The following is a 23,836-nucleotide window of genomic DNA, read 5'->3' as shown; positions in this document are numbered from 1 at the left end:
GACATGACCACCAAAGCGATCCTGCTCCCCTTCTACGTGATCGTCGACACCTCGCTGTCGATGTCCGGTGAGCCGATCAACGCAGCCAACGACATCGTCCCCTCTCTCTGCGATCTGCTCCGAGAGAACCCGACGCTCCGCGACAAGGTGCGCTTCAGCCTGATCGACTTCTCCTCCCAGGCCAACCTGCGCATCCCACTGAGTGATCTGCGCAATGTGCGTCCCCCGGTCCTCACCGCTGACGGAGCGACGTCGTACGCCGCCGCGTTCCGGCTGCTGGGCGAGCAGATCGCAAAGGACGTCGACCAGTTGCGGGCCGACGGTTACGCCTACCACCGCCCTGCGGCGTTCTTCATCACCGACGGCGAGCCCACCGACGCCGACGACGTATGGCAGCGCGAACTCGACGAACTCAGCACCGGCACCAACCCGCCGAACATCGTGCCCTTCGGCGTGGGGGAGACCAATCCCGCCACGCTCACCACACTGGTACGTCCCGCGGACCGCTTCTCCGCATACCGGGTGGCGGAGGGCCACACCGCATCGGAGGCGATCAAGGACACCACCAGCATCCTGATCCAGAGCGTGATCTCGTCGGCCTCGGGCAAGGCCGAACAGGAGGGCGGGGAAGGCTTCGTCCTCGACCCCGGATACCAGCCCGAAGCCGTCGAACCCGTGCCGAGCGACATCACCTGGGGATGAACGCCGACCCGCAGGCCGCAGGAGTACCCATGCAGGGCGATGAACACCCTCACGCGGCGTCATCCGACGAGGACCTCCCGGATGCCGAACCGGCGCTCGACAAGGCATCGGGGGCCCGCGCACCCGCGCCACCCGGGCGATGGGCGGGAAAAGGCTTCGCGATCGGCGACCCGGGATCGCACCGGGACATCCTCCCGCGGCTCACCGTCCCGTCCCGGCCCGAGATCGGTCCGCAACGATTCGCCGCCCTGGTCTCGCCCGGCTGGCGCCGGCCCGACACGGTCTTCGACGGGGCGAGATGCGGCGCGCTGACCGTGCGCGCCGCGAGTACCCGAGGTGACAGTCACCGCCACGAAGGCATCCCACGGCAGGACGACTACTGCCTGCTGGCCGACGCCGGCTGGCTGATCGCCGCGGTGGCGGACGGGGTCTCGCAGGGAGAGCTCTCCCACCTCGCCGCCGATGCCGCAGCAGCAGGCGGATGCCGCAGTCTGCTGCGGCAACTGCATGCCGGCACGGCCGAGCAGGTCGACTGGGAACGGGTGCTTCGGGACAGCGCCAAGGCCGTCGTGCAAGCAGTGCACCAGTCGATCGCGCAGGAAACGGGAGAGACCACACCGCTGGCCCTCGACCAGGTCGCGAAACTCGCCTCGACCGCCGTTGTCTTCACTGCCGTGCCCATGAAGGCGGACGCCGAGGGCATCCGGCGCTGCATTCTGCTTCAGGTCGGAGATGTGAGCGCCTGGGCGCTCAGCGTCGGTGACGGCTGGGTGCCGCTCACGGAGATCAAGTCGACCCGTGCGGGAGAGGCCGTGAGCGGTGCCACATCAGCGCTGCCCCTGCTCGGCCGGGACGTCTGGTTCCAGAGTGCGCCCGAGCTGAGGCAGGGTGACGTGCTGATGCTCATGACCGACGGGGTGGGGGACGCCCTCGGTGACGGGACCGGAGAGGTGGGCCAGGTGCTCGGTTCCGTCTGGACCAGGCCTCCCGACCCGCACCTTTTCGCGGCCCAGGTGGACTTCCAGCGGATGACGTACACGGACGACCGCACGGTGGTCGGGATCTGGTCGTCATGACGGGCAGCCGCAATCATCTGGTGCTGGACCGGGCAGAGCTCGGCAAACTGGTACCGATCGACCGAGGTGGGCAGGCAACGATATTCGACCTGCCGGATCTGTCCCTCGCCGAATGTCCCGGCCCGCTGGTCTACAAGGAGTACCACCGCTCGCTGCCGGACGGCTTCGCGGAACCCATGCTCGCGATCGTGGCGGTGCGCGACCGGCTGAGACAGAATCATCGGCTGTTACTGGACCGGAGGGCCGTGTGGCCGCTTCGGTTGATCACGTCCGACAACAGGGCCACGGGGATCGTGATGCTGCGGCTCCCGGAGCGGTTCTTTCAGGATTTCCCACACCACAACAGCCAGTTCGTCCGGCGCCCCAGGGACGCGCAGCACCTGATGGCGCCGGCCGAGGACAACCTGGAGGCCGGTATCGCCCCGCCACGTCTGGGGCAGCGGGGCGCGCTCTGCCGCGAACTGTCGTTGGTCCTCGGGCTGTTGCACGGTGCCGGTGTGGTGTACGGGGACCTCAATCCCCGTAACGTCCTGTTCTGGGCCGCGTCCGGCGGTGGCTGCGGGGTGATGCTCGTCGACTGCGACGCGGTGCGCATCGCGGGCAGCGTCGCGCCGCTGCTCCAGCTCCACGGTCCGGACTGGTTCCCCCCTGAGGGCGGAGCCGTGCAGAACCGTGAGTCGGACCGGTACAAGTACGGCCTGTTCGTCCTGCGCACGCTCGCCGGCAGACGCATGGGCAGCATCAGCAGGGACCCGGCCGATCTCGAGCAGGTGCTGGATCCGGCGGGCCTGACCCTGCTCAGGCGCTCCGTGGCGGAGCAGCCTGCCCTGCGTCCCTCCATGCGCGACTGGTACGGCTATTGGAGCGGTGTGCTGCCGCGGTGAGCGCGGGACGTCCCGTACGACGCTCACCGGGCGGCCCCGGCTCTCCCCCGGACCCTCGGTGCGTACCGAAAGACCCCGAAGTCCCGGTCGGTGTCAGTCCGCGATCATCCGATACCCCCGCCCACCCGATCGGTCGGTGACGCGTTCACGCTGCCGCCGCACGACGTACCGGCCGGGCGCGATGCCGGTCGCCCCATGCTCCGGGTGGATGAGGTAGGCGACCGCCGACGTGTCGATCATGCCGAGGGCGAGTTGCTCGTCGTCGAGCACGAAGGTGGTCCAGCGGCAGGTGCCGGGGTCGGCGACGAGGGTGTGCGGGTTGCCGCCGGCGGCGCTGCGGAGCAGTTCGATGCCGGTGGCGGGGACGTCGTCCCAGCGCCGGTAGTGGACCCGGACGGCGTCCGCCACGAGCGTGTGCGGGATGACGATCAGGTCTCCCTGGGCCTGGATCCCGTGGACGACGGGGACGGCGACCTGCCGTTCGAGGTGGTCGAGGACGTCAAGGCCGGTGCGGGCGGTCAGTTCGGACAGTGTCATGGTCATATGCATCACCTTTGAAGAGTCGGAAGAACTGGAAGAACTGGCGGAATCGGAGAGTCAGGTTCGGCGGACGAGCTGCGCGTACTGCTCGCCGGACAGGCCGTACGTCCAGCCGGCGGCCGCGACCGGGTCGTCGAAGCGGTCGGGCACGCCGAGGCCGTAGCGGCGGCGGGTGCCGTCGGGTTCGACGGAGCCGTTGACGGTGAGCAGCAGGCGCGCGGGGCGTCGCCAGAGGTCCAGTGGTACGTCGTAGAGGTGCAGGTCGGAGTCCGGGTTCCCGGGGTCGGCGGCGGTGGCCACCAGACGCAGCCGGGCCTGTTCGACGTAGGAGTGCCAGCCGATGCGTTCGATGGCGCTGCGCCGCACCTCGACGTTGTGCTCGGCGTGGATGCGCTCGACGGTCGGGTCCGTGATCACCCACTCGGGGACGATCGTGCCGTGCAGCGCGTGCAGCCGGGTGCCGTCGGCGAACCGCACGGCGGGCCCGTCGGCGTGGTGGAGCCGCCGTTCACCCCGGTCGCCGAGGCGCTCGGTGTGCAGCTCGACGGGCCGCTCCGCCATGACGCACACCCCCTCCCCGGCCCACCACCAGCCGGTCGACCGGGCGAGGTCGACCCAGAGGCCGAGCTGGAAGGCGTCGGCGTCGAGGTAGCGGACGAGGCCGAGGCGGGCGCGGATCTCGTAGGGCGCGATCCAGTACGCCTCGTGCTGGCCGTGCCAGGTCAGGGTGAGCGCGTCGGTGCCGGTGGGCAGGAGCGCGGTCCGCAGCGGGGCGCGTACGGCGTCGCGCAGGGTCGTGGTCAGGGGGCCGTCGACCAGGGAGCCGAGCACCGTATCCCGGGAGGCGCCCGCGGCGAGCGCGGCCTCCGGCGTCGGTCCCACACCCTCCGGATCGCTCGGGCGGCCCCACCCTCTGGGGTGCGGACGACGTCTCAGCCGTACGTCCATCCGGTCCCGCAGGTCCCCGGCCAGGGAGGCCAGCCGTGAGGGCAAGGCCAACTGCCGGGCGCCTGTGGCGCGCAGGCTCGCACGCGGGAAACGGCGCTTGTCGTCGAGTACCGCCCGGACCGCCGCCGCGGGCGACGAGACCCATACGAAACGGGGTGGCGGCTCGCCCAGGAGGCGGTACAGATCGGTGACGGCCGATTCGGCCCGGGCCCGGTCGGACGGGCCAGTGGTGAGTCCGTGCCGCAGCCAGTCGTCGCGCAGGGCGCGGGCCGGGGCAACCCACTCGGCGGTGGAGTGGGGACGTGCAGTCTCGGGGCTCACCGGAGCACTTCGAGGTCCGCCTTTCGCATCATCATGCGGAGGATCGTGACACCGACATCACCGGGCTGCAACCGAGTTGATCGTGAGTCCTGCCGCACTTGACCTGGAGTGTGCTCGAACTCCTAGCGTTCTCGTCGTGACCGGTTCCGAGTCCGAGCAGAACGGAAGAGCTGACATGAGCGAGAGCACCACCCGGGAAGAGCGTTTCGCGCACGGTCTGGAGGTCCTGCGGAAGGTCGACGGCGAGGCCGGGCAGCGGGTCATCGACTCACTCGCCGACATCAGCCCCGAACTCGGCCACCAGATCGTCTCCTGGGGCTTCGGCGAGATCTACGACCGGCCCGCACTCGCCCCGCGGGACCGGCAGTTGGTGACGCTGGGCATGCTCACCGCGCTGGGCGGCTGCGAGCCCCAGCTGGAGGTGCACGTCAACGCGGCCCTGAACGTGGGCCTGACACCCGAGCAGATCGTCGAGGCCCTGCTGCACTCCGCCGGATACTGCGGCTTTCCCCGGGCCCTCAACGCCACGTTCGTCGCCAAGAAGGTGTTCGCCGAGCGTGGGCTGCCGCCGCTCGGAGAGCAGCCCACGCCGGACTCTACTTCTGCCTGATCCTCAGGAACGTGACCGAGTTCGCCGGGAAGGTGTACGTGAACTTCTCGGCGGCTCCCCGGAAGGTGGACGTCACCGGAGTCACCGGCGTGTCCGTCTCGGTGTTCATGTCCTCCGGCTCGGCGGCCAGGGTGGTCACCCGGGCCTTCGCGGCGACCTCGGCGACGCCCAGGTCGATCGCCGTACGGGCCGCCGCGGACTGGGCGTTGACGACCTTGACGATCAGGTCACCGGTCTTCGCGTCCTCGGTGACGACCTGGCGGAACGGCTCGGCCGGCTTGTCGTCGGTGAAGCTGCCCCACTCCTGGCCGTCGAGGAGGAGGGTCACCTGACGGCCCCGCACCTTGATGTCGATGTCGTAGGCACGGCCCGTCTCGACCGACCCGGCCTTGGACATCAGCGTCGACTTGCCGCCGTCGACGGCCTGTTCTACGGCGGACTGGGTGTTGTTCCAGCCGCCCAGGTTCCACCAGTAGTAGTTGCCGGTGTCCTTGACGCCGAAGGCGACGAGGAAGCCCTCCTTGCCGGACTTCTTGGTCGCCTTCACATGGAGGTCGTAGTTCTGCCAGGTGGGGTCGCCCGCCGTGACCAGGGTGTTCTCAGCCGCGGTGTCCGTCTGGACGTACTGCCCGTCCTGGATGCTCCAACTGCCGGTGCCGCCCGGCGTCCACTGCGACGCGTCACCGGAGAAGTCGTCGCTGAGCAGCGTCGTTCCGTCCTCGCCGGTGACCTTCACATCGTCGTACGCCGCACTGGTCGCCCAGGTCGACAGGCCGACGGCGCCGGTGATCGGGCCGCTGACGTCCGGGGTGCCGGTCGCGGTGGACGGGACGACGCGGTCGCCGACGTTGGTCATGAACAGTTTCTGGACCTCGTAGTTGGCCGAGTTCCAGGAGGCGTGGTTGTTGAACCAGATCAGGTCCGGGCGCCACTGCACGTAGTCCTCGTTGGCGAGGAGTGGGGCGTAGGAGGCGAGCTTGACGATGTCGGCGTTGCGCTCCAGGCCGGTCATGTAGGCCGCTTCGGAGAGGGCGTTCTTGAAGGCGTTGCCCTGGGAGGCGTACTCGCCGAGGAAGACCTTGGGGCCGCCGCGGTCGTAGCCGTCGTAGCGGTCGTTGTTCTGGAGGAACCACTGCGGGCTGTTGTAGTAGTGCTCGTCGACCATGTCGACGTCGCCCTCGCGGTTGAGTCTCCAGGCCGTGTCGAAGGTCGTGCCGGCGTCGTCGGGGCCGGAGTTGGAGATGACCGTGATGTCGGGGTACTTCGCCTCGATCGCGGCGCGGAACTTCTGGAAACGGGCGAAGAATTCGTTCGGCAGGTTCTCCTCGTTGCCGACGGCGAGGTGCGTGAGGTGGAAGGGCTTGGGGTGGCCCATCTCGGCGCGCTTCTCGCCCCACTCACTCGTGACCGGGCCGTTGGCGAACTCGATGAGGTCCAGGGTGTCCTGGATGTGCCGCTGGAGCAGCGCCTCGTCGTCGGTGGCCCGGTTCTGGCCGCAGCCGGTGACGAGGGCCGGCACGACGGGCAGCGGCATCGCGCCGATGTCCTCGGAGAAGCGGAAGTACTCGTAGTAGCCGAGTCCGTAACTCTGGTTGTATCCCCAGAAGTTGGAGTTGGTGGCGCGCTGCTCGACCGGGCCGACGGTGTCCTTCCACTGGTACGAGCGCTTGCGCTGCCAGCCGGAGGCCGCGCTGTAGTCCTGCATGGAGCCGGTGTTGACCAGGCAGCCGCCGGGGAAGCGCACGAAGCCCGGGCGCAGGGCCTCGATCTTCTCGGCGAGGTCCTTGCGCAGGCCGTTCGGCTGGTGCTTGTAGGTGTCGCGCGGGAAGAGCGAGACCTCGTCGAGCGCGGCGGTGCCCGACGAGACGACGGTGAGGCGGCCGCGGTTGCTGGTGCGGGTCGCGGTGAAGCCGGCCGTGTACTTCGCCCAGCCGCCCTTCACGGCGACCTGCCGCGTGGCTGCCAGGGTGCCCGGCGCGTCCTTCAGGGCCACGCTGAGCGTGGTGCCGCTCTCGGCGCGGGCCCATACGGAGAAGTCGTACTTCTTGCCCTGTTCGACGCGAATGCCGGTGTTGTATCCGGCGTTCGTGACCGCCGAACCGGCGTCCAGGGAGAGGTAGTTGCGGTTGCGCTCGTTGAGGCGCCCGTCGTCGTTCACGACCTCGGCCGTACCGGCGACCGCCCAGGAGGTGAGGGGCGTGTACGAGCCGTTGTCGGCGGTGGAGTACTCGAAGGACCGGTTCTGCACGAGCTCGGCGTACAGTCCGCCGTCGGCGGCCCGGTTGATGTCCTCGAAGAAGACGCCGTACATCGTGTCGTCGATCTTCGCGCCCTGGGTGGCCGGGTCGACGGTGATCGCGTAGTCGGTGACGTCCTCGGCGTGCGCGGGCGCGGGCAGGGCGACGGCCGCCATCAGGAGGGCGGTTGCCGTGAGGCCTTGTCTCCAGCGTGTGCGGGTGGTGCGTGACATGGATACTCCGCGGCTCTAGCTGTTCGAAATATCGGACTATGGTCAGCACTTCGAACGGCAAGATAGGGAGGGGGCACAGACGCGTCAATGGGTCGCGCAGCCGCAGATGTGATGGGAAGCGGTACGGAATGGGCGAGTTCTGGCCAGTGCCGGATGCGCTGGCGTATCTGGCCGGACGGTGGCGGGTCGAGCGGTCGGTGCGGGATCTCGCGAGCGGGGAGCAGGGGGAGTTCCGCGGAACCACGGAATTCGGCCCGCTCGATGACGGCGGACTGCTGCACCGGGAGTCCGGCACGTTCGCCTGGCAGGGCGTCCCCCGGCCCGCCGAACGGACCCTGCGTTTCCTGCCGTCCCGGGAGCCCGGTGCCGCGGACGTACGGTTCGCGGACGGACGCCCCTTCCACGACCTGGATCTCACGTCCGGACGGCACACCGCCGACCACCCCTGCTCGGCCGACCTCTACCGCGGCGAGTTCACCGTCGCCGACGCGGACCACTGGCGGACGGTGTGGCGGGTGCGCGGCCCGGCGAAGGACCTCGTCCTCACGACCGACTACGCGCGCGTGGGCTGAGCCGAGGCGGCCTCGAAGCGCAGGTTCCAGCGCCCCGACCAGCCCGTGACAGTGGTCGTGGACAGCGGGCGGACATCGATGTTCCAGTACGTCGACGGGGGCGCCTTCAGCGCGTAGACCAGCGCGGCGCGGATCACCGAAGGCTCCGCCACGGCGACGATCCGGCCCCCGTCGCCGACCGGCCTGGTGTCCAGCCAGTTGCCGACCCGGGTGATGAAGGCGAGCAGCGACTCACCGCCGTGCGGCGTGCCGCGCGGGTCGGCGAGCCAGGCGTCCACCGCCTCCGGCTCACGGGCCATCGCCTCGCCCAGCGTGAGCCCGCGCCAGCGGCCCATGTCGCAGTCGCGCAGGGCGAGTTGCACCAGCGGCGCATAGCCCAGGGCATCGCCGGTGGCGCGGCTGCGTGGCGTCGGCGAGCAGTAGCGCAGCTCGGCCGCCGCGAGCGGAATGAGCCCCTGGGCGGCACGCTGCACCTCGTCCCAGCCGGCCTGGTCCAGCGGACGGTCGTCCTCGAAGCGCTCCGCGAGCAGCGGGGAACTGCGCGCAGCCGCGACGAACGTGACCCGAAGTTGCATGATGCGATCGTGAATCGAAGAAAGTGTGCAGGTCAAGGGGCGTTACTTGGGAGTTACCCAGGGTGTGCGAAGACTTACGTCGAGGTCAGGACCGATCGGGCAAGTCACTCGAAACGAGCGCCATCCAGTGGTCGGGCCTCTCCAGCGGCGCGAAGCCGAGCTTCGCGTAGACGTCGTGCGCGTCGTACGTGGCCAGCAGGATGCGGCGCAGCCCGTACGGCCGCAGATGCTCGCGTACGGCCGCGACCAACGCCGTACCGAAGCCCTTGCCGCGCACGGACGGGTCGACGTACACATCGCAAAGCCAGGCGAAGGTCGCCCGGTCGGTGATGACTCGGGCATACGCCACCTGCTCCCCCGAAACCACCTCGTACACCCCGAAGTTGAGCGAACCCTCCATCGCCCGGTCCTGCTTCTCCCGGGACCGGCCGAGCGCCCAGTACGCGTCTTCGGACAGCCAGCGGTGCACGCGCTCGGTGTCGACACGGCCGGGGTCGGTGGAGATCTCGTAGCCCTCGGGCATCTCGGTCATGCGGTCTTCTCCCAGATCGATACGTGCCGCCCGCTCTCGCCCGTGAACGGCTCCCGTGACCATCCCTCCCACCGGTCCCGCAGCCTCAGCCCGGCGAGGCGTGCCATCAGGTCCAGCTCGGAGGGCCACACGTAGCGGAACGGCAGGGACCAGTGCTCGGCGCGGCCGTCGACGACGGTGACGTAGTTCGAGCTCATCGCCTGGGTGGCGACGTCGTATGTGTCGAACGCCCACTGGGTGGGGCTGATGGTGAACGGCACGGCGGTTTGCCCCGGCGGCAGCAGGCGCAGTTGCGGCACTCCGACCTCGACGACGAAACAGCCGCCGGGTGCCAGATGCGCGGCGGCGTTGCGGAAGCAGTCCACCTGGGCGTCCTGCGTCGTCAGGTTGTTGATGGTGTTGAAGACGAGGTAGGCGACGGTGAACTCGCCCGCCACCCGTGTCGTCGCGAAGTCGCCGATGGTCGTCTCGACCCGGTCGCCGCCGGGCTTTGCACGCAGCCGGTCCACCATCGCCCGTGACATGTCGATGCCGTGCACCGGCACCCCGCGCTCGACGAGCGGCAGCGCGATCCGGCCGGTGCCGACGCCGAACTCGAGCGCCGGGCCGCTGCCCGCGAGCCCGGCCAGCAGGTCGACCGCGGGGTCCACCGCATCGGGGCTGAACATGGGTGCCGCCGACCGGTCGTACCCGGCCGCGACGGTCTCTCCGAAGTAACCGTCCTCGTCGTCCACGCCGGGACCGTACCGCCCACGGCCGCGCCGACGCGTGTCATTTTCGCCCGGACACCTCGTCGAAGGCCGTACGCAGCCGCCGTACCCCTTCGGTGATCTCCCCCGGCCCCGCCACGGCCGCGAAGCTCAGACGCACGTGTCCGGCCGGGGGTTCGGCGCTGAAGTAGGGGCGGCCGGGGGTGAGCGCGACGCCCGCGCGCAGGGCGGCCGCGGTGAGGAGGGCCTCGTCGGTGCCGTCCGGCAGCCGCAGCCACAGGTGGTAGCCGCCGGACGGAATGTGCGGCAGGGCGAGTTCGGGGAGGTCCAGGCGCAGGGCGGCCGTCATCGTGTCGCGGCGGTTCTTCAACTCCGTGGAGATCGACCGCAGATGGCGTGGCCAGGCGGGCGAGCCGGCGAGTTCGAGCGCGGCCTCCTGGAGGGGTCGGGGCACGAAGAAGCTGTCGACGATCTGGATGGCCCGCAGCCGTTCCAGGGCCGGTCCGCGCGCGGCAAGGGCGCTCACCCGGAAGCTGGGCGAGGTGGCCTTGGTGAGCGAGGTGACGTGGACGACGACTCCGTCGGGGTCGTCGGCGACCAGCGGACGCGGCAGCGGTCCCGCGTCCTCGTGCACCAGCCGTCGTACGAAGTCGTCCTCGATCACGAACGCGCCCGCCTCGCGCGCGATGGCCAGCACCTCCGGGCGGCGGCCCGCCGAGAGCACCGCTCCGGTCGGGTTCTGGAACAGCGGCTGGCAGACGAAGACCCGGGCGCCCGTCACCCGGAACGCGTCGGCGAGGAGGGCCGGGCGGACGCCGTCGGGGTCGGCCGGCACCGGCACCGGGCGCAGTCCGGCCGCACGGGCGATGGCCAGCATGCCCGGGTAGGTGGGCGACTCGACCAGCACCGGCGCGCCGGGCGGGGCGAGCGCGCGCAGCGCCGTGGTCAGTCCCGCCTGGCCGCCCCCGCCGACCAGCACCTCCCCGGCCGTGACCGCGCCGCCGATCTCACGCGCGAACCACTCGCGCAGCTCCGGCAGTCCGTCCATGGGCGGCCGCCCCCACGCTCCGGGCCGGCGTCCCGCACGGGCCAGCGCGGCGGTCAGCCCCCGCTCGGGCTGGAGCGAGGGATGCAGATAGCCACCGGTGAACTCGATCACTCCGGGCGGCGGAGCGGCGAGCGAGACCACGACCCCGGAGGCGTCGACCGAGCGCGGTACGACATCGGCGGCGCCGTCCGCACTGAGCGCGACCTCCTGCCAGGAGGTGTCCCCGGCGGGCGCGGGCGACGTACGGGGCCGGGCACGGAAGGCGCCAGCGCCGGGGCGGGTCACCACCAGTCCCTCGGCGGCGAGCTGCGCGAGGGCGCGGGAGACGGTCACCGGGCTGACCCGGTACCGCTCCACCAGGGCCCGGCTCGACGGGAGCTTTCCACCCGGTGAGTAGCGGTCGATCTCCCGTCGCAGCTGATTCGCCAGTTCACCCACGCTGCTACGCTCTTGCATGAGAACACAGAGTAGCGCTATCGCCCGGACCGGGATAGCGGTCAGCGGTCGGCCCGGTACCTCGATCGGCACCGCTCAGGCCGCCCTGGGGGTCATCGCCTTCTCCCTCACCTTCCCCGCGACCGCATGGGGACTGGAGGGCTTCGGACCGTGGGCCCTGGTCGCCGTGCGCAGTGTGCTGGCGGCGCTGCTCGCCGGCGGCTGTCTGCTCGCGCTGCGGGTGCCGCTGCCCGGACGGGAGCACTGGCCGGGACTGGCGGTGGTCGCCCTCGGAGTCGTCGTCGGCTTCCCGCTGCTGACGACCCTCGCCCTCCAGACGTCGACCACCGCGCACGCCGCCGTCGTGGTCGGCCTCCTCCCGCTGACCACCGCGCTGTGCTCCGCCCTCCGCATCGGCACCCGCCCGTCCCGCACCTTCTGGGCGGCCGCGCTCACGGGCGCCGCCGCGGTGGTCGCCTTCACCGTGCAGCAGAGCGGCGGCGCGCTGACCACCGCCGATCTGTATCTCTTCGGGGCGCTGCTGGTGTGCGCGGCCGGCTACACCGAGGGCGGCCGGCTGGCCCGGGTGATGCCCGGCTGGCAGGTCGTCGGCTGGGCGCTGGTGCTGTGTCTGCCGCTCACCGTGCCCGCCGTCGCGCTCGCCCTGTCGTACGAGCCCGTGCAGCTGACCGCGCACAGCGTGACCGGAGTGCTGTGGGTCGCGGCGGGCTCGCAGTTCCTCGGCCTGGTCGTCTGGTACCGGGGCATGGCGGCGATCGGCATCCCGAAGGCCAGCCAGTTGCAGTTGGCCCAGCCGCTGCTCACACTGGTGTGGTCGGTGCTGCTGCTGGGCGAGCACCTGACAGTGGCCGCCCCGCTCACGGCCGCGGCGGTGCTCGTGTGCATTGCCGTCACCCAGCGGGCGCGAGGCTGAGCGGCGTGCGCGGCCGGTCCCAACCGGCGTCTCCCGCCGTAGACTCAAGGCCACGGACCGCTGCTCCCGCACATGGTGAGGAGGCCCTACAGAATGCGTGCAACCGTGGGCGACCAGCTTGTCCAGCACGGCAGGGTGGTCGGACAGCACGACAAGGTCGGCGAGATCGTCGAAGTGATGGGGCGGGAGGGAAACCCCCCGTACCGCGTCAGGTTCCAGGACGGGCACGAGGGCGTGTGCTCACCCGGCCCCGACACCGAGATCCGCCACAAGGAAATCCAACACTAGGTCAGCGCGGGGACCTCGCCGACTGCGCATAGTGGTCGGCGACCACCCGTTCCATCGCGCCGATCCGGTTGGCGGCCACGTCCTTCGCGGCGAAGTAGACGTGCCCACGCGCCTGCGGATACTTCTTGGCGAGCGTCAGATGCCGGGACAGTTCGCCGGCGTCCCGCCAGTCGGCGGGCTGTGCTTTGTCGCCCGCCTTGTACAGCGCCTCGCCCACGTACAGCCGCGTCCCGCTGTCCCGCGCGACCGAGGCCCACCAGGGCAGCAGCTTGGCGTAGTCGGCAGCGGCGTTGCCGATGTGCCAGTACAGCTGCGGGCAGATGTAGTCGATCCAGTGCTCGCGGACCCACATGCGGGTGTCGGCGTACAGGTCGTCGTACGTCTGGACGCCCGCCCGGGTGTCGGAGCCGCGGGAGTCGGTGGCGGCGTTGCGCCACACCCCGAAGGGGCTGATCCCGAACTGCGTGCTCGGCCTGATCGTCTTGATGCGGGACAGCATCTCGCTCACCAGCCGGTTGATGTTGTCCCGCCGCCAGTCGGCCCGGCTCGCGAAGCCGCCGCCGTACCAGTAGAAGGCGGCATCGTCGTCGAGCGTCTGCCCCGACACCGGATACGGGTAGAAGTAGTCGTCGAAGTGGACCGCGTCGACGGGGTACTTGCGCACCGCGTCGAGCATGGCGTCCTGGACGAAGGCGCGGACCTGGGGCAGCCCCGGGTTGTAGTAGAGCTTCCCGCCGTACGTCATCACCCACTCCGGGTAGCGGCGGGCCGGGTGGGAGGCGGCGAGCCGCTGCGGGTCGGTGTGGTTGGCGATGCGGTACGGGTTGAACCAGGCGTGCAGTTCCAGGCCCCGGGCGTGCGCCTCCGCCACGGCCGTGCCCAGCGGGTCCCAGCCCGGGTCCTTGCCCTGGGTGCCGGTGAGGTACTGCGACCAGGGCTCGTACGACGACGGCCACATCGCGTCGGCCGTGGGGCGCACCTGGAAGATCACGGTGTTGAGGCGGTTGCGGACCGCGGTGTCGAGGTGGGCGATCAGTTCGGCACGCTGCTGGGACGCGCTCAGGCCAGTCCGGGAGGGCCAGTCCCGGTTGGCCACGGTCGCCAGCCACATACCTCGCATCTCGGTCGTCGCCCTTGGATGCCGCGGGTGCCGCGGCACGGCCGACGCACTCGACGCCGGCGTGAGGGCCGCCAACGCCGCCACCGCGAACGCCCGACGTGACATCCGTCCCATCTGCACACCCCCATACGCTGTGGATCCGCTCGGTCACGGATCGTCTCCGCGCCCCAGGATGCCCGCACCCACGCGATCGATCATCGATACTTACGGGTAACGTGCACGATCGGAGCAGGCACCACGCAAATGGCGGCCTGTCGCAGGCGTCGATCAGTAAGGGGACGGTGTGACCGACATCGAACGCGTCGGAGTCGTGGGCTGCGGCCAGATGGGAGCGGGCATCGCCGAGGTGTGCGCCCGCGCCGGACTGGACGTGAAGGTCGCCGAGACCACCGGCGAGGCCCTGGAGATCGGCCGGACCCGGCTGTACAGCTCCCTTTCGAAGGCGGCCGGCCGCGGCAAGATCTCCGCGGAGGAGCTGGAGGCGACGCAGGCGCGGCTCAGCTTCACCACCGACCTCGGCGAGTTCACCGACCGCGACCTGGTGATCGAGGCCGTCGTCGAGAACGAGGGGGTGAAGACCGAGATCTTCCAGGTGCTGGACCAGGTCGTGACCCGCCCGGACGCGATCCTCGCCTCCAACACCTCCTCCATCCCGCTGGTGAAGCTCGCGGTCGCCACCTCACGGCCCGACCACGTCATCGGCATCCACTTCTTCAACCCGGCCCCGGTGCAGCAGCTGGTCGAGCTGATTCCGGCGCTCACCACCTCCGAGGGCACGCTGAGCCGGGCCCAGGCCTTCGCCGAGAAGGTGCTCGGCAAGCACGCCATCCGCGCCCAGGACCGCTCCGGCTTCGTGGTCAACGCGCTGCTGATCCCCTACCTGCTCTCCGCGATCCGCATGTTCGAGTCGGGCATCGCCAGCCGCGAGGACATCGACAATGGCATGGAGCTCGGCTGCGCCCACCCGATGGGCCCGCTGAAGCTGTCCGACCTGATCGGCCTGGACACGGTCGCCTCGGTGGCGTACTCGATGTACGAGGAATACAAGGAACCGCTGTACGCCGCTCCCCCGCTGTTGCAGCGCATGGTGGACGCCGGACGGCTGGGCCGGAAGTCCGGGTCGGGCTTCTACAGCTACGGCTGATTGCACAGTGCCCGTTCCAGGGTGCTGATTACACAGTGCGACGCTCTCGGGCCCGGCACTCTTCGGAGTGCCGGGCCCGTCGCATTCACACACCGTGTGCACGCCTGGCACGCATATGCCCCTCGCACACTCTCCCCACGCGCCCACCAGGCGAGTTGACTCACCATGCGCATGCAAGAGATACGTCCGAATACGGAAAGGAGTGGACCCGTGGCCGCCGACCCCGAGCATCCCGTGGTCCAAGGAGAACTCGCAGAGTTACGCCGCCGCCTCGATGTCGCGTACGCGCGCGTCGAGGGAGGGCTTGCCCTGCTCAGCCATCGCACCGAGGAGACGGACAAGGAACTCGACGATCTGAGCTCACGGATCGTCTCACTGGAACACGCCCGTTGGCCCCTGCCCGCCGTCGCGGCCGTGACCGCCGTGGGCGCACTCGTCGTGGCCGTCTGGCAGGCCGTCGGCCACTAGGGCCCTGGGGCAGGGGCGCGGTGGGGGGATCAGGGCAAGGCGTCCTGCCCGAGCCTGAGGTGGTGCAACAGCAGTAACGCGGCCGCCATGTTGGCGGCCGGGACCTCCCCACGGGCGACCATGTCGGGAACGAGCTTCAGAGAGACCCATTCCCGACGGTCCGACTCGAAGTCGTCCACGGGGTGTCCGACGTACTCCCCCTCGTCGGCCCAGTAGATGTGGTGCCGGGCGTCGGTGAGCCCGTTGGACGGCTCCACGCTCATCAAGTGGCGCAGAGGTCCCGGTCGCCAGCCGGTCTCCTCCTCGAGTTCCCTGGCGGCCGCGTAGGCGATGTCCTCGCCGTCCTCGACGACCCCTGCCGCGAGTTCCCACCCCCAGCTGTCGGTGATGAAGCGGTGGCGCCACAGGAGGAGGACTTCATTGGCCTCGTTCACCACCGTCGCCACGGCGACCGGCCGCAGCCGAATGAGGAAGTGGTCCAGGTGCCGGCCGTCGGGCAGCTCCACGTCTGCCAGGTTGACGGTGAACCAGCGGTTTTCATACACAGTTTGTTCGTTCTGTTTCGTCCACTGCACGGTTCTGCCACCTTCCGTCGAGTAAGTGGCAATATCGCAGCAGGGACTATGAGGTGTGGTGTTCGAGCGGCGGTCTACAGCGGTACGCGCAGTGCGCCGTCGATGAGTTCGGCGGCCTCGGCCGTGCCCGCACAGCCGCTGCGCACCAAGTGCTCGCGTACCGCCCGGAGTCTGTCGCGCAGCCGCTGGGACTCCATCCCCCGGGCCTGTTCGGCCATCTGCACCGCGGTGGCCACCGCCTTGTCGGCATTGCCCTGCCGCAGCTCGATCGTGCTGAGCATGGCGAGCCGGTGCACCCGGCCCCGGTCATGGGCCGGGTTGCCGACGGCCGCCGCGGCATGCTCCCCCGCCGCCGCCAGCTCACCGAGACTGAGAAGCGCCTCAGCCACCTGGACGTTGACCAGTCCCGGCTGGACATAGCCCGTCTCGTCGGGCTCGTATCCGCGCCGGATGCGTTCGGCGGCCGTCTCGGCACGCCGGATGCAGGACAGGGCGCTCGTGCCGTCGCCCAGGTGCGCGTACGCCTTCGCCTGCATCGCGTACAGATCGGAGGCGAGGGCCGGGGTGATGTGCTTGCCGGCGGCGCGCAGCGCGGCCTCGGCGAAGGCCACGGCCTGGCGGTGTTCCCGCATGAACAGGGCCTGGTTGACGAGGAGCGCGATGATGTAGGCCCCGAGCCCCCGGTCCCCGCTGGCCTTCGCGAGCCGGAGCGCCTGGTGGAAGTAGCGCTGGGCGAGCCCGTGCGCGTCGGAGTCGTACGCGCAGATCCCGGCGATCGCCACCAGCCCGCCGGTGGCCCGGTGCACCTGGCGGCCGGTGGCGTCGGTGTAGCTGCCGCGCAGCAGCGGCGCGGCCTCGGAGTTGAGGAAGCCGACGATCCGGGTGCGGGTCGCTATGCCGCCGGCCTTGCGGTACATCTGCTCGTAGTGCGTGCGGGCGGCGCGCAGCATGTCCAGGTCGCTCGGGGTGACCCGGTGCCGGCCCCCGCGGGAGACGTCGACGTCCTCCGGCGGGTTCTCCCACTCCCATACGGGCATCACGGCGGGCGTACCGGTGACGGCGGGCGCGCCCAGGATGTGCGGGCGCTGCTGTTCGTCGGAGCGCCACAGGGCGGTGGCCCGCTCGACGAAGCCGGACAGCGAGGTGCCGTGCGGGGCGGACGGCTCGCCGGGCACACCGAGGCCGATGTCGTCGAGTGTGACGGGACGTTGCAGTCGGGTGGCGAGCACCTCGCAGATCAGGTCGGGGACTTGGCCGCGGGGCCGCTGGCCCTTCAACCACCGGGCGACCGCGGTGTGTTCGTACCTGAGCGCGAGGCCGCGGGCCCGCCCCGCCTGGTTCACATGTGCGGCGAGGCCCGCGTGCGATATCCCCGCCTCGTCCAGGATCGCGTCGAGCAGAGTGTTGGGCTGCATGGGTGGCCCCCCGGATGGCTCGGTGGCGTCAGATTAGTGGTTCCGCCTTCACACGGGGTGTGAAGCGAGTGCGCGAATCCGTACCGTGCGCGCGCTGTTGCGGAGAGTTGCCGGCCGGTTGACTGAGATGCCTCGCAAGAGGCCGGCCGGGCCGCCGGCTCCCCCTCGTACAGTGCGGCGGCCCGGGCCGGGGGCTCCGCCGGTTTGGCGGTGCGACCAAGCGCCGTTCGGCTAGAGGTGGTTTGTCGGCTGGCGGTGTGTGGGGGCTGGTCGCGCAGTTCCCCGCGCCCCTGGCGGGGCGCTGCACTGAACGCGAGTTCGCTCGTTGCGGAGTATCAACAGTGCTACGTCGTCCGTGAGTCTGCCTGCTGTGTGGCGCAGGAATTGGGTGAAGACCGCGCCCAGCACGGACTGTGGGGTGGTCGCCCCGTTGCACACCGCCTCCGTGAGCACCGTCGGCAGCGGGAAGAACCGGCCATGAGCATCGCGGGCGTCTTCCGCGCCGTCCGTGTAGAGGAACAGTGCCTCCTCGGGCTTCAGTTGGCCGCAGGGTACGGCGGGCAGGTCGGGCGGGAGTGGGAACGGGCCCAGCGGGGGCAGTGGGTCGGCGCGGGCGAGGGGTTCGACGTGGGTGCCGGAGAGGCGGTACGGCCAGGGGTGGCCGCAGTTGAGGGCCTGCACCTCTCCGTCCGGATCGATCTCCAGCAGCAGGACCGTGATGAACTCCTCGCCGATCGGGCTGTCGGGAACCGAGCCGGCCCGCTCGCGCAGATGCCGGGCCAGCGCCCGGTCCAGCCTGCGCAGCACACCGCCGAGGTCGGGCTCGTCGTGCACGGCCTCACGGAAACTGCCGAGGACGGCGGCGACGGTGCCGATGGCGGCGAGACCGTGTCCGCGTACGTCACCCATCACGGCCCGTACGCCGTGCTCGGTGGCGATGACCTCGTACAGGTCGCCGCCGATGACCGCACCGCGGTCCGCGGACAGTTGGGCGGCGGCGACGTGCAGCCCGTCGATGCGGGGCGGCAGCGGCCGCAGCAGCACACTCTGGGCGGCGCCCGCGACCCGGCGGACCTGCCGCAGCTCACGCAGCAGCGCCTGCCGTACATGGAAGATCAGCCCGGTGCCGACGGCGAAGAAGACGGCGCTGGTGACGATGCGCGCTCCCAGCCCGTTCTGCTGCGCGAGCGGACAGGCCATCTTGTACGTGACCGCTATCGCCCCCCACACCGTCGGCAACCCGAGTGCGAGCACCCGGCGCCCCGTCCTGCGGGGAACCCCAGCCTTGATGCGGTTCATGCCGATGGCCCCCCAATAGGCCCTGACAGCACAGACGGACCGGCCTCGAAAGGCCGGTCCGATTCTGTCGACCGCATGGCCCGAAGGGACCAGATCACCCGAAAAGGTCACCCTATTGAGTGAGGTGACTGCAGCGCCCCTCAGGGGCGCGGGGAACTGCGCGATCAGCCACACACAACCCGCAGCCGGCAGACCACACAGTCCCCCACGGCGTCTAGCCTCTCAGGACAGCCCCGGTCCGCTCGCCCGCCAGGGAAACCGCCGCATCCCGTGCAGCAGAAGCCTCATCAACGGTCAGCGTCCGATCAAGCGCACGGAACCGCAGCGCATACGCCAGCGACTTCTTCCCGTCCCCGAGCTGCTCGTCGTTCTCGTACACGTCGAACAACCGGATCGCCTCGAGGAGTTGACCGGCGCCCTCACGCAGCGCGGCCTCCACGTCGGCGTGCGGCACGAACTTGTCGACGACCAGGGCGACATCCTGCGTGGCCACCGGGAAGGTGGAGATGCGCGGCGCCTGGGGCGTGCCGTCGCCGGCCTTCTCCAGGGCGTCCAGATCCAGCTCCATCGCACAGGTACGCGCAGGCAGACCCAGAGCCTTGAGCACACGCGGGTGCAACTCGCCCGCATGGCCCACGACCGTCTCGGTGCCGTCGACGACGACCGCGAACTCGGCGCAACGGCCCGGGTGCCACGGACCGTACTGACCGCTGCGGACGATCAGCTCCGTCCCGGCCTCCCGCGCGGCGACGCGCCCCGCCTCGACCGCGTCGGCCCATCCGGCCGGACGGCCCCCGCCCCACCAGCCGGCCTGCTCGCGAGCGCCCGCGAGGACGACGGCGACATGCCGCGGCTGCTCGGGCAGCACGGCGTTCAGTGCGGCGAGCTCCTCGTCCGTGGGACGCCGGTCGACCGGCAGATGGGCGGCGGCCCGCTGCTCCTCGCGCGGCTGGAAGACCAACCCGGTCTCGAACAGGGCGAGATCGTGCGAGCCCCGGCCGTCATTGCGCCGCAGGGCACCGAGCAGACCCGGCAGCAGCGACGTACGGAGCGCGGGCTCCTCGTCGTTGAGCGGGTTGACGAGCTTCACGACCCGGCGGGCGGGGTCGTCCGCGGCCAGGCCGAGCTGGTCGAAGACCTGCTCGGCGATGAACGGGTAGTTCGGCGCCTCGACGTACCCGGCACCGGCCAGCGCCCGGCCGACACGGCGGTGCAGCCGCTGCCGGTGGGTCAGACCGCGGCCGGACGGCGGCTTGGGCAGCGTGGAGGGCAGGTTCTCGTAGCCCTCCAGGCGGATGACCTCTTCGGCCAGGTCGTTCTGCTCCATCAGGTCGGGCCGCCAGGACGGCACGGTGACGAGCAGCTCGTCCTGCCCGTACACATCGCAGCCGACCTGTTGCAGCCGTCGTACGACGGTCTCCCGGCCGTAGTCGACGCCCGCGACCTTGTCCGGGTGGTCGGCCGGGACGCTGATCGTGTGCGGCGCGGACGGGGCGATGACCTCGGTGACCCCGGCCTCGGCGGTGCCGCCCGCGAGCAGCACCAGCAGGTCGACCGTGCGCTGGGCGGCGGCCGCCGCGGCCTGCGGGTCGACGCCGCGCTCGAAGCGACGGGACGCCTCGGAGGACAGCTTGTGGCGGCGGGCGGAACGGGCGATCGCCACCTGGTCGAAGTGCGCGGCCTCGATCACGACGCCGGTCGTCGCGTTCTCGACGTCCGCGTGGTCGGCGATCTCGGTGTCGGCGCCGCCCATGACACCGGCGAGGCCGATCGGGCCACGGTCGTCGGTGATCACCAGGTCCTCGGCGTGCAACTGCCGCTCGACGCCGTCGAGGGTGACGATCTTCTCGCCCTCGGCGGCACGCCGGACACCGATCGTGCCCTGGACGAGGGAACGGTCGTAGGCGTGCAGCGGCTGGCCGAGCTCCATCATCACGTAGTTGGTGATGTCGACGGCGAGCGAGATCGGGCGCATGCCGACCTTCTGGAGCCGGCGCTGGAGCCAGATCGGGGAGCGCGCGTCGGCGTTCAGACCGGTGACGGTGCGTGCGGTGAAGCGGTCGCAGCCGGCGGGGTCGGAGACCTGCACGGGGTACCCGAAGGCGTTCGGGCCCGGGACGTCGAGAAGGGCCGGGTCGCGCAGCGGGAGGCCGTACGCGATGGCCGTCTCGCGGGCGACACCGCGGATGGACAGACAGTCGCCGCGGTTGGCGGTGACGGCGATGTCCAGGACCTCGTCGACCAGCTCCAGGAGCTCGATCGCGTCCTTGCCGACCTCGGTCTCCGGCGGCAGCACGATGATGCCCTTGGTGCCGTCGTCGCCCATGCCCAGCTCGCCGCTGGAGCAGATCATGCCGTGGGAGGTCTTGCCGTAGGTCTTGCGCGCGGAGATCGAGAAGCCGCCCGGCAGGGTGGCGCCGGGGAGCACCACGACGACCTTGTCGCCGACGGCGAAGTTGCGGGCGCCGCAGACGATCTCCTGCGGCTCACCCGTGCCGTTGGCCTGCCCGACGTCGACGGTGCAGAAGCGGATCGGCTTCTTGAAGCCCTCCAGCTCCTCGATGGTCAGCACCCGACCGACGACCAGGGGGCCCTTGAGGTCGGCGCCGAGCGGCTCGACGGTCTCGACCTCCAGACCGGCCGAAATGAGCTTGGCCTGCACGTCACGACCGGTCTGCGTCGCCGGCAGGTCGACGTACTCCCGCAGCCAGGAAAGCGGGACCCGCATCAGATCTCCATCCCGAACGGCCGGGTGAACCGGACGTCACCCTCGACCATGTCTCGCATGTCCTCGACGTTGTGGCGGAACATCAGCATCCGCTCGATACCGAACCCGAAGGCGAAGCCGCTGTACTTCTCCGGGTCGACACCGCAGGCGATGAGCACCCGCGGGTTGACCATGCCGCAGCCGCCCAGCTCGATCCAGCCCTCGGACGAGCAGGTGCGGCAGGGGCGGTCGGGGTTGCCGACGGACTCGCCGCGGCAGACGTAGCACACCATGTCCATCTCGGCGGACGGCTCGGTGAACGGGAAGAAGTTCGGCCGCAGCCGCGTCTTCATGCCCTCGCCGAACAGGGACTGGACCATGTGGTCCAGGGTGCCCTTGAGGTCCGCCATGGTGAGGCCCTCGTCGACCGCGAGCAGCTCGACCTGGTGGAAGACCGGGGTGTGGGTGGCGTCCAGCTCGTCGGTGCGGTACACGCGGCCGGGGCAGATCACATAGACCGGCAGCTCACGGTCGAGCAGCGAGCGGATCTGCACGGGCGAGGTGTGGGTGCGCAGCACGACGCCGGACTCGGTGCCGCCCTCGGGGCCCTGCACGAAGAACGTGTCGGCCTCACCGCGCGCCGGGTGGTCCGGGCCGATGTTGAGCGCGTCGAAGTTGAACCACTCGGCCTCGACCTGCGGGCCCTCGGCGACCTCGTAGCCCATGGCCACGAAGACGTCCTCGATGCGCTCCGAAAGCGTGGTCAGCGGGTGCCGGGCGCCTTCCGGAACCCGGTCGTAGGGCAGCGTGACGTCCACCGCCTCCTCGACCAGCACCCGGGCGTCGCGCTCGGCCTCCAGCTCGGCCTGGCGCGCGGCCAGGGCCTTGTTCACCGCGCCGCGGGCCTGGCCCACGCGCTTGCCGGCCTCGGCCTTGGCGTGCGGGGGCAGGGCGCCGATCTCGCGGTTGGCGAGGGCCAGCGCGGAGGTGCCGCCGGTGTGCGCGACCTTGGCCTCCTGGAGCGCGTCGAGGGAGTCCGCGGCGGCGAAGGCGGCGAGCGCCTCGTCCCGCATGCGCTCGATCTCTTCCGGTTTCAACGCCTCGACCTCGACAGGGTCGTACGACTTATTCGGTGCCGACATCTCTTCCCGTGCTTCCGATTGTCCCCCAGCTACCGCTGGGAGGTGCCCCCAGGCTGAAGGTCCCGTACCGACTCGTGGACAGTTCGTCACGGTTTTTGGGACACAAAGGTGCCAAAGGCCGAGTCTAACGGGGTTGGGACAGGCGATTGCGCCCGCGGGCCGCTCAGGTCAGGTAGGCCGGAGTGCTCACGGGCAACGTAAATCGGAACTCGGCGCCGCCGCCGGGGGCGCGGCCGACCGTGATGGTGCCGCCGTGGGCCTCGACGATGCCCTTGACGATGTAGAGCCCGAGGCCGGTGCCGCCGCGCTTGCTGCCCCGCCAGAAGCGGGTGAAGACGCGGTTCATGGACTCCTCCGGGATGCCTGGGCCCTCGTCGCTCACGGTGACCGATGTGGCCGCGTTCTCGACGTCTTCCCTCTCCCGGGGAGACGCCGCGGGCGTGACATCGATGGTGACGGTTCCCTCGCCGTGCCGCACCGCATTTTCCAGCAGGTTGCTCAGCACCTGGTCGACCTTGTCGGGGTCGGCCCACAGGTCGGGCAGCGGCTGCTCGATGCGCAGCAGGAACCGGTCGGCGGGCAGCCCCGCGGCGACGTACGCCTGGATGTGCCGGCCGACGGCGGCGCCGATGTCGACGGGCTGGCGGCGCAGTTCCAGCCGCCCGGAGTCGATGCGGGAGATGTCGAGGAGTTCCGCGATGAGGCGGGTGACGCGGTCGGCGTCGGCGTCGACGGTCTCCAGCATCAGCCGTTTCTGGTCGTCGGTGAACCGTTCCCACTTGGCGAGGAGGGTGGCGGTGAAGCCTTTGACGGAGGTGAGGGGGGAGCGCAGCTCGTGGGCGACGGTGGCGATCAGTTCGGCGTGGCTGCGCTCGGTGCGGCGGCGGGCCTCGGTGTCGCGGAGGGAGACGACGACGCGGTGCACGGGCCCGGTGGGTGCGGTACGGACGTACCGGGCGGAGACGAGGACTTCACGTCCGCCGGGCAGCAGCAGGTTCCGCTCGGGCTGCCCGACCCTGATGGCGAGCCCGCCGTACGGATCGGTCAGCTGCCACCAGCGCCTGCCCTCCAGGTCCTCTAACGGGAGGGCCTTCTCCAGGAGCAGGCCGAGGGCGTCGGAGGCGGGGACGGCGGTGATGCGCTCGGCGGCGGCGTTGAAGCAGATGACCCGGCCGTGCTCATCGGCGACGACGAGGCCGTCGGGCAGCTGGTCGGGGTCGATGCCGAGCCCGGCGAGATCACCGGACGGCCGGGACGCGGGCGGTCGCCCCACATCCCGTGCTTCCGGTGCGCTGCTGGTGCCGATGCTCATCCCCGTACC

The 23,836-nt window shown here is 70.5% G+C and carries 23 protein-coding genes; 9 read left to right on the top strand and 14 right to left on the bottom strand.

Annotated elements, in window-relative coordinates:
- Positions 1–3: 3 nt before the first annotated feature.
- Genes ACIHFB_RS37315 through ACIHFB_RS37305 form a run of 3 tightly spaced genes read left to right on the top strand, consistent with a single transcriptional unit; the run spans position 4 to position 2,662 of the window.
- Positions 4–702: a VWA domain-containing protein gene (locus ACIHFB_RS37315; RefSeq protein WP_365282436.1), complete on the top strand. Its 699-nt coding sequence runs from the start codon at positions 4–6 to the stop codon at positions 700–702.
- 29 nt (positions 703–731) lie between these two features.
- Positions 732–1,778: a protein phosphatase 2C domain-containing protein gene (locus ACIHFB_RS37310; protein ID WP_400129238.1), complete on the top strand. Its 1,047-nt coding sequence runs from the start codon at positions 732–734 to the stop codon at positions 1,776–1,778.
- Complete coding sequence (locus tag ACIHFB_RS37305; RefSeq protein ID WP_365282434.1) at positions 1,775–2,662, top strand: hypothetical protein; 888 nt, start codon at positions 1,775–1,777, stop codon at positions 2,660–2,662. Before ACIHFB_RS37310 ends, ACIHFB_RS37305 begins: the two co-directional genes overlap by 4 nt.
- A 93-nt stretch (positions 2,663–2,755) precedes the next feature.
- Here ACIHFB_RS37305 and ACIHFB_RS37300 read toward each other — a convergent pair whose 3' ends face one another.
- Together ACIHFB_RS37300 and ACIHFB_RS37295 are read right to left on the bottom strand one after the other, a co-directional pair.
- Positions 2,756–3,205 (bottom strand): hypothetical protein, encoded by a 450-nt coding sequence (locus ACIHFB_RS37300; RefSeq protein WP_365282433.1) that lies wholly within the window; start codon positions 3,203–3,205, stop codon positions 2,756–2,758.
- Between the two features lie 54 nt (positions 3,206–3,259).
- On the bottom strand, positions 3,260–4,471 hold the full coding sequence (locus ACIHFB_RS37295; RefSeq protein WP_365282432.1) for a DUF6745 domain-containing protein: 1,212 nt from the start codon (positions 4,469–4,471) through the stop codon (positions 3,260–3,262).
- A gap of 175 nt (positions 4,472–4,646) precedes the next feature.
- Between ACIHFB_RS37295 and ACIHFB_RS37290 the strand changes: the two genes are divergently transcribed.
- A complete protein-coding gene (locus ACIHFB_RS37290; protein WP_400129237.1) occupies positions 4,647–5,081 on the top strand; it encodes a carboxymuconolactone decarboxylase family protein in 435 nt (144 codons plus the stop codon).
- Here the strand turns inward: ACIHFB_RS37290 and ACIHFB_RS37285 are convergent.
- The gene (locus ACIHFB_RS37285; RefSeq protein ID WP_400129236.1) at positions 5,068–7,551 is read right to left on the bottom strand and encodes an alpha-L-arabinofuranosidase C-terminal domain-containing protein; all 2,484 of its coding nucleotides are present in this window, start codon (positions 7,549–7,551) and stop codon (positions 5,068–5,070) included. The two genes, ACIHFB_RS37290 and ACIHFB_RS37285, sit on opposite strands and share 14 nt — an antisense overlap.
- 128 nt (positions 7,552–7,679) lie before the next feature.
- On the opposite strand from ACIHFB_RS37285, the gene ACIHFB_RS37280 reads away from it, so the two are divergent.
- Positions 7,680–8,123, top strand: a complete 444-nt coding sequence (locus ACIHFB_RS37280) for a DUF6314 family protein (protein WP_400129235.1) — start codon at positions 7,680–7,682, stop codon at positions 8,121–8,123.
- Here the strand turns inward: ACIHFB_RS37280 and ACIHFB_RS37275 are convergent.
- From ACIHFB_RS37275 to ACIHFB_RS37260, 4 genes are all read right to left on the bottom strand, one after another.
- The gene (locus ACIHFB_RS37275; RefSeq protein WP_365282428.1) at positions 8,105–8,698 is read right to left on the bottom strand and encodes a histidine phosphatase family protein; all 594 of its coding nucleotides are present in this window, start codon (positions 8,696–8,698) and stop codon (positions 8,105–8,107) included. The two genes, ACIHFB_RS37280 and ACIHFB_RS37275, sit on opposite strands and share 19 nt — an antisense overlap.
- 85 nt (positions 8,699–8,783) lie before the next feature.
- Positions 8,784–9,230 carry a GNAT family N-acetyltransferase gene (locus ACIHFB_RS37270; protein ID WP_400129234.1) on the bottom strand — a complete coding sequence of 149 codons (447 nt, stop codon included), beginning with the start codon at positions 9,228–9,230 and terminating at the stop codon, positions 8,784–8,786.
- Positions 9,227–9,964: a class I SAM-dependent DNA methyltransferase gene (locus tag ACIHFB_RS37265; protein ID WP_400129233.1), complete on the bottom strand. Its 738-nt coding sequence runs from the start codon at positions 9,962–9,964 to the stop codon at positions 9,227–9,229. Before ACIHFB_RS37265 ends, ACIHFB_RS37270 begins: the two co-directional genes overlap by 4 nt.
- Positions 9,965–10,001: 37 nt before the next feature.
- Positions 10,002–11,444 carry a PLP-dependent aminotransferase family protein gene (locus tag ACIHFB_RS37260; RefSeq protein ID WP_400129232.1) on the bottom strand — a complete coding sequence of 481 codons (1,443 nt, stop codon included), beginning with the start codon at positions 11,442–11,444 and terminating at the stop codon, positions 10,002–10,004.
- On the opposite strand from ACIHFB_RS37260, the gene ACIHFB_RS37255 reads away from it, so the two are divergent.
- Positions 11,443–12,357: a DMT family transporter gene (locus ACIHFB_RS37255; protein ID WP_365282424.1), complete on the top strand. Its 915-nt coding sequence runs from the start codon at positions 11,443–11,445 to the stop codon at positions 12,355–12,357. The two genes, ACIHFB_RS37260 and ACIHFB_RS37255, sit on opposite strands and share 2 nt — an antisense overlap.
- 93 nt (positions 12,358–12,450) lie before the next feature.
- The gene (locus ACIHFB_RS37250) at positions 12,451–12,645 is read left to right on the top strand and encodes a DUF1918 domain-containing protein (RefSeq protein WP_365282423.1); all 195 of its coding nucleotides are present in this window, start codon (positions 12,451–12,453) and stop codon (positions 12,643–12,645) included.
- A 1-nt stretch (position 12,646) separates the two neighbouring features.
- Here ACIHFB_RS37250 and ACIHFB_RS37245 read toward each other — a convergent pair whose 3' ends face one another.
- Complete coding sequence (locus tag ACIHFB_RS37245) at positions 12,647–13,879, bottom strand: glycoside hydrolase family 10 protein (protein ID WP_400129231.1); 1,233 nt, start codon at positions 13,877–13,879, stop codon at positions 12,647–12,649.
- Between the two features lie 169 nt (positions 13,880–14,048).
- Here ACIHFB_RS37245 and ACIHFB_RS37240 point away from each other — a divergent pair, with 169 nt between their 5' ends.
- Together ACIHFB_RS37240 and ACIHFB_RS37235 are read left to right on the top strand one after the other, a co-directional pair.
- Positions 14,049–14,909, top strand: coding sequence for a 3-hydroxybutyryl-CoA dehydrogenase (locus ACIHFB_RS37240; protein WP_365282421.1), 861 nt, complete (start codon positions 14,049–14,051; stop codon positions 14,907–14,909).
- A 210-nt stretch (positions 14,910–15,119) separates the two neighbouring features.
- The gene (locus tag ACIHFB_RS37235; RefSeq protein ID WP_365282420.1) at positions 15,120–15,377 is read left to right on the top strand and encodes a hypothetical protein; all 258 of its coding nucleotides are present in this window, start codon (positions 15,120–15,122) and stop codon (positions 15,375–15,377) included.
- Positions 15,378–15,406: 29 nt separating this feature from the next.
- Here ACIHFB_RS37235 and ACIHFB_RS37230 read toward each other — a convergent pair whose 3' ends face one another.
- From ACIHFB_RS37230 to ACIHFB_RS37205, 6 genes are all read right to left on the bottom strand, one after another.
- The gene (locus ACIHFB_RS37230; protein WP_365282419.1) at positions 15,407–15,952 is read right to left on the bottom strand and encodes an NUDIX hydrolase; all 546 of its coding nucleotides are present in this window, start codon (positions 15,950–15,952) and stop codon (positions 15,407–15,409) included.
- 74 nt (positions 15,953–16,026) lie between these two features.
- Positions 16,027–17,367: a transcriptional regulator gene (locus ACIHFB_RS37225; RefSeq protein ID WP_365282418.1), complete on the bottom strand. Its 1,341-nt coding sequence runs from the start codon at positions 17,365–17,367 to the stop codon at positions 16,027–16,029.
- A gap of 231 nt (positions 17,368–17,598) precedes the next feature.
- A complete protein-coding gene (locus ACIHFB_RS37220) occupies positions 17,599–18,666 on the bottom strand; it encodes a PP2C family protein-serine/threonine phosphatase (protein ID WP_400129230.1) in 1,068 nt (355 codons plus the stop codon).
- 214 nt (positions 18,667–18,880) lie between these two features.
- The gene (gene pheT, locus ACIHFB_RS37215; RefSeq protein WP_400129229.1) at positions 18,881–21,394 is read right to left on the bottom strand and encodes a phenylalanine--tRNA ligase subunit beta; all 2,514 of its coding nucleotides are present in this window, start codon (positions 21,392–21,394) and stop codon (positions 18,881–18,883) included.
- Positions 21,394–22,515, bottom strand: coding sequence for a phenylalanine--tRNA ligase subunit alpha (gene pheS / locus ACIHFB_RS37210; RefSeq protein WP_400129228.1), 1,122 nt, complete (start codon positions 22,513–22,515; stop codon positions 21,394–21,396). The genes pheT and pheS overlap by 1 nt, the downstream gene beginning before the upstream one ends.
- Positions 22,516–22,678: 163 nt before the next feature.
- Entirely contained in the window at positions 22,679–23,827 is a 1,149-nt protein-coding gene (locus ACIHFB_RS37205) for an ATP-binding protein (protein WP_365282414.1), read from the bottom strand.
- Between the last annotated feature and the right edge of the window lie 9 nt (positions 23,828–23,836).

It is taken from the genome of Streptomyces sp. NPDC051963 (assembly GCF_044593495.1).
Taxonomy (GTDB): Bacteria; Actinomycetota; Actinomycetes; order Streptomycetales; family Streptomycetaceae; genus Streptomyces.
The sequence above is the reverse complement of the archived record's forward strand: the minus strand, read 5'-3'. Positions and strand labels throughout refer to the sequence as shown.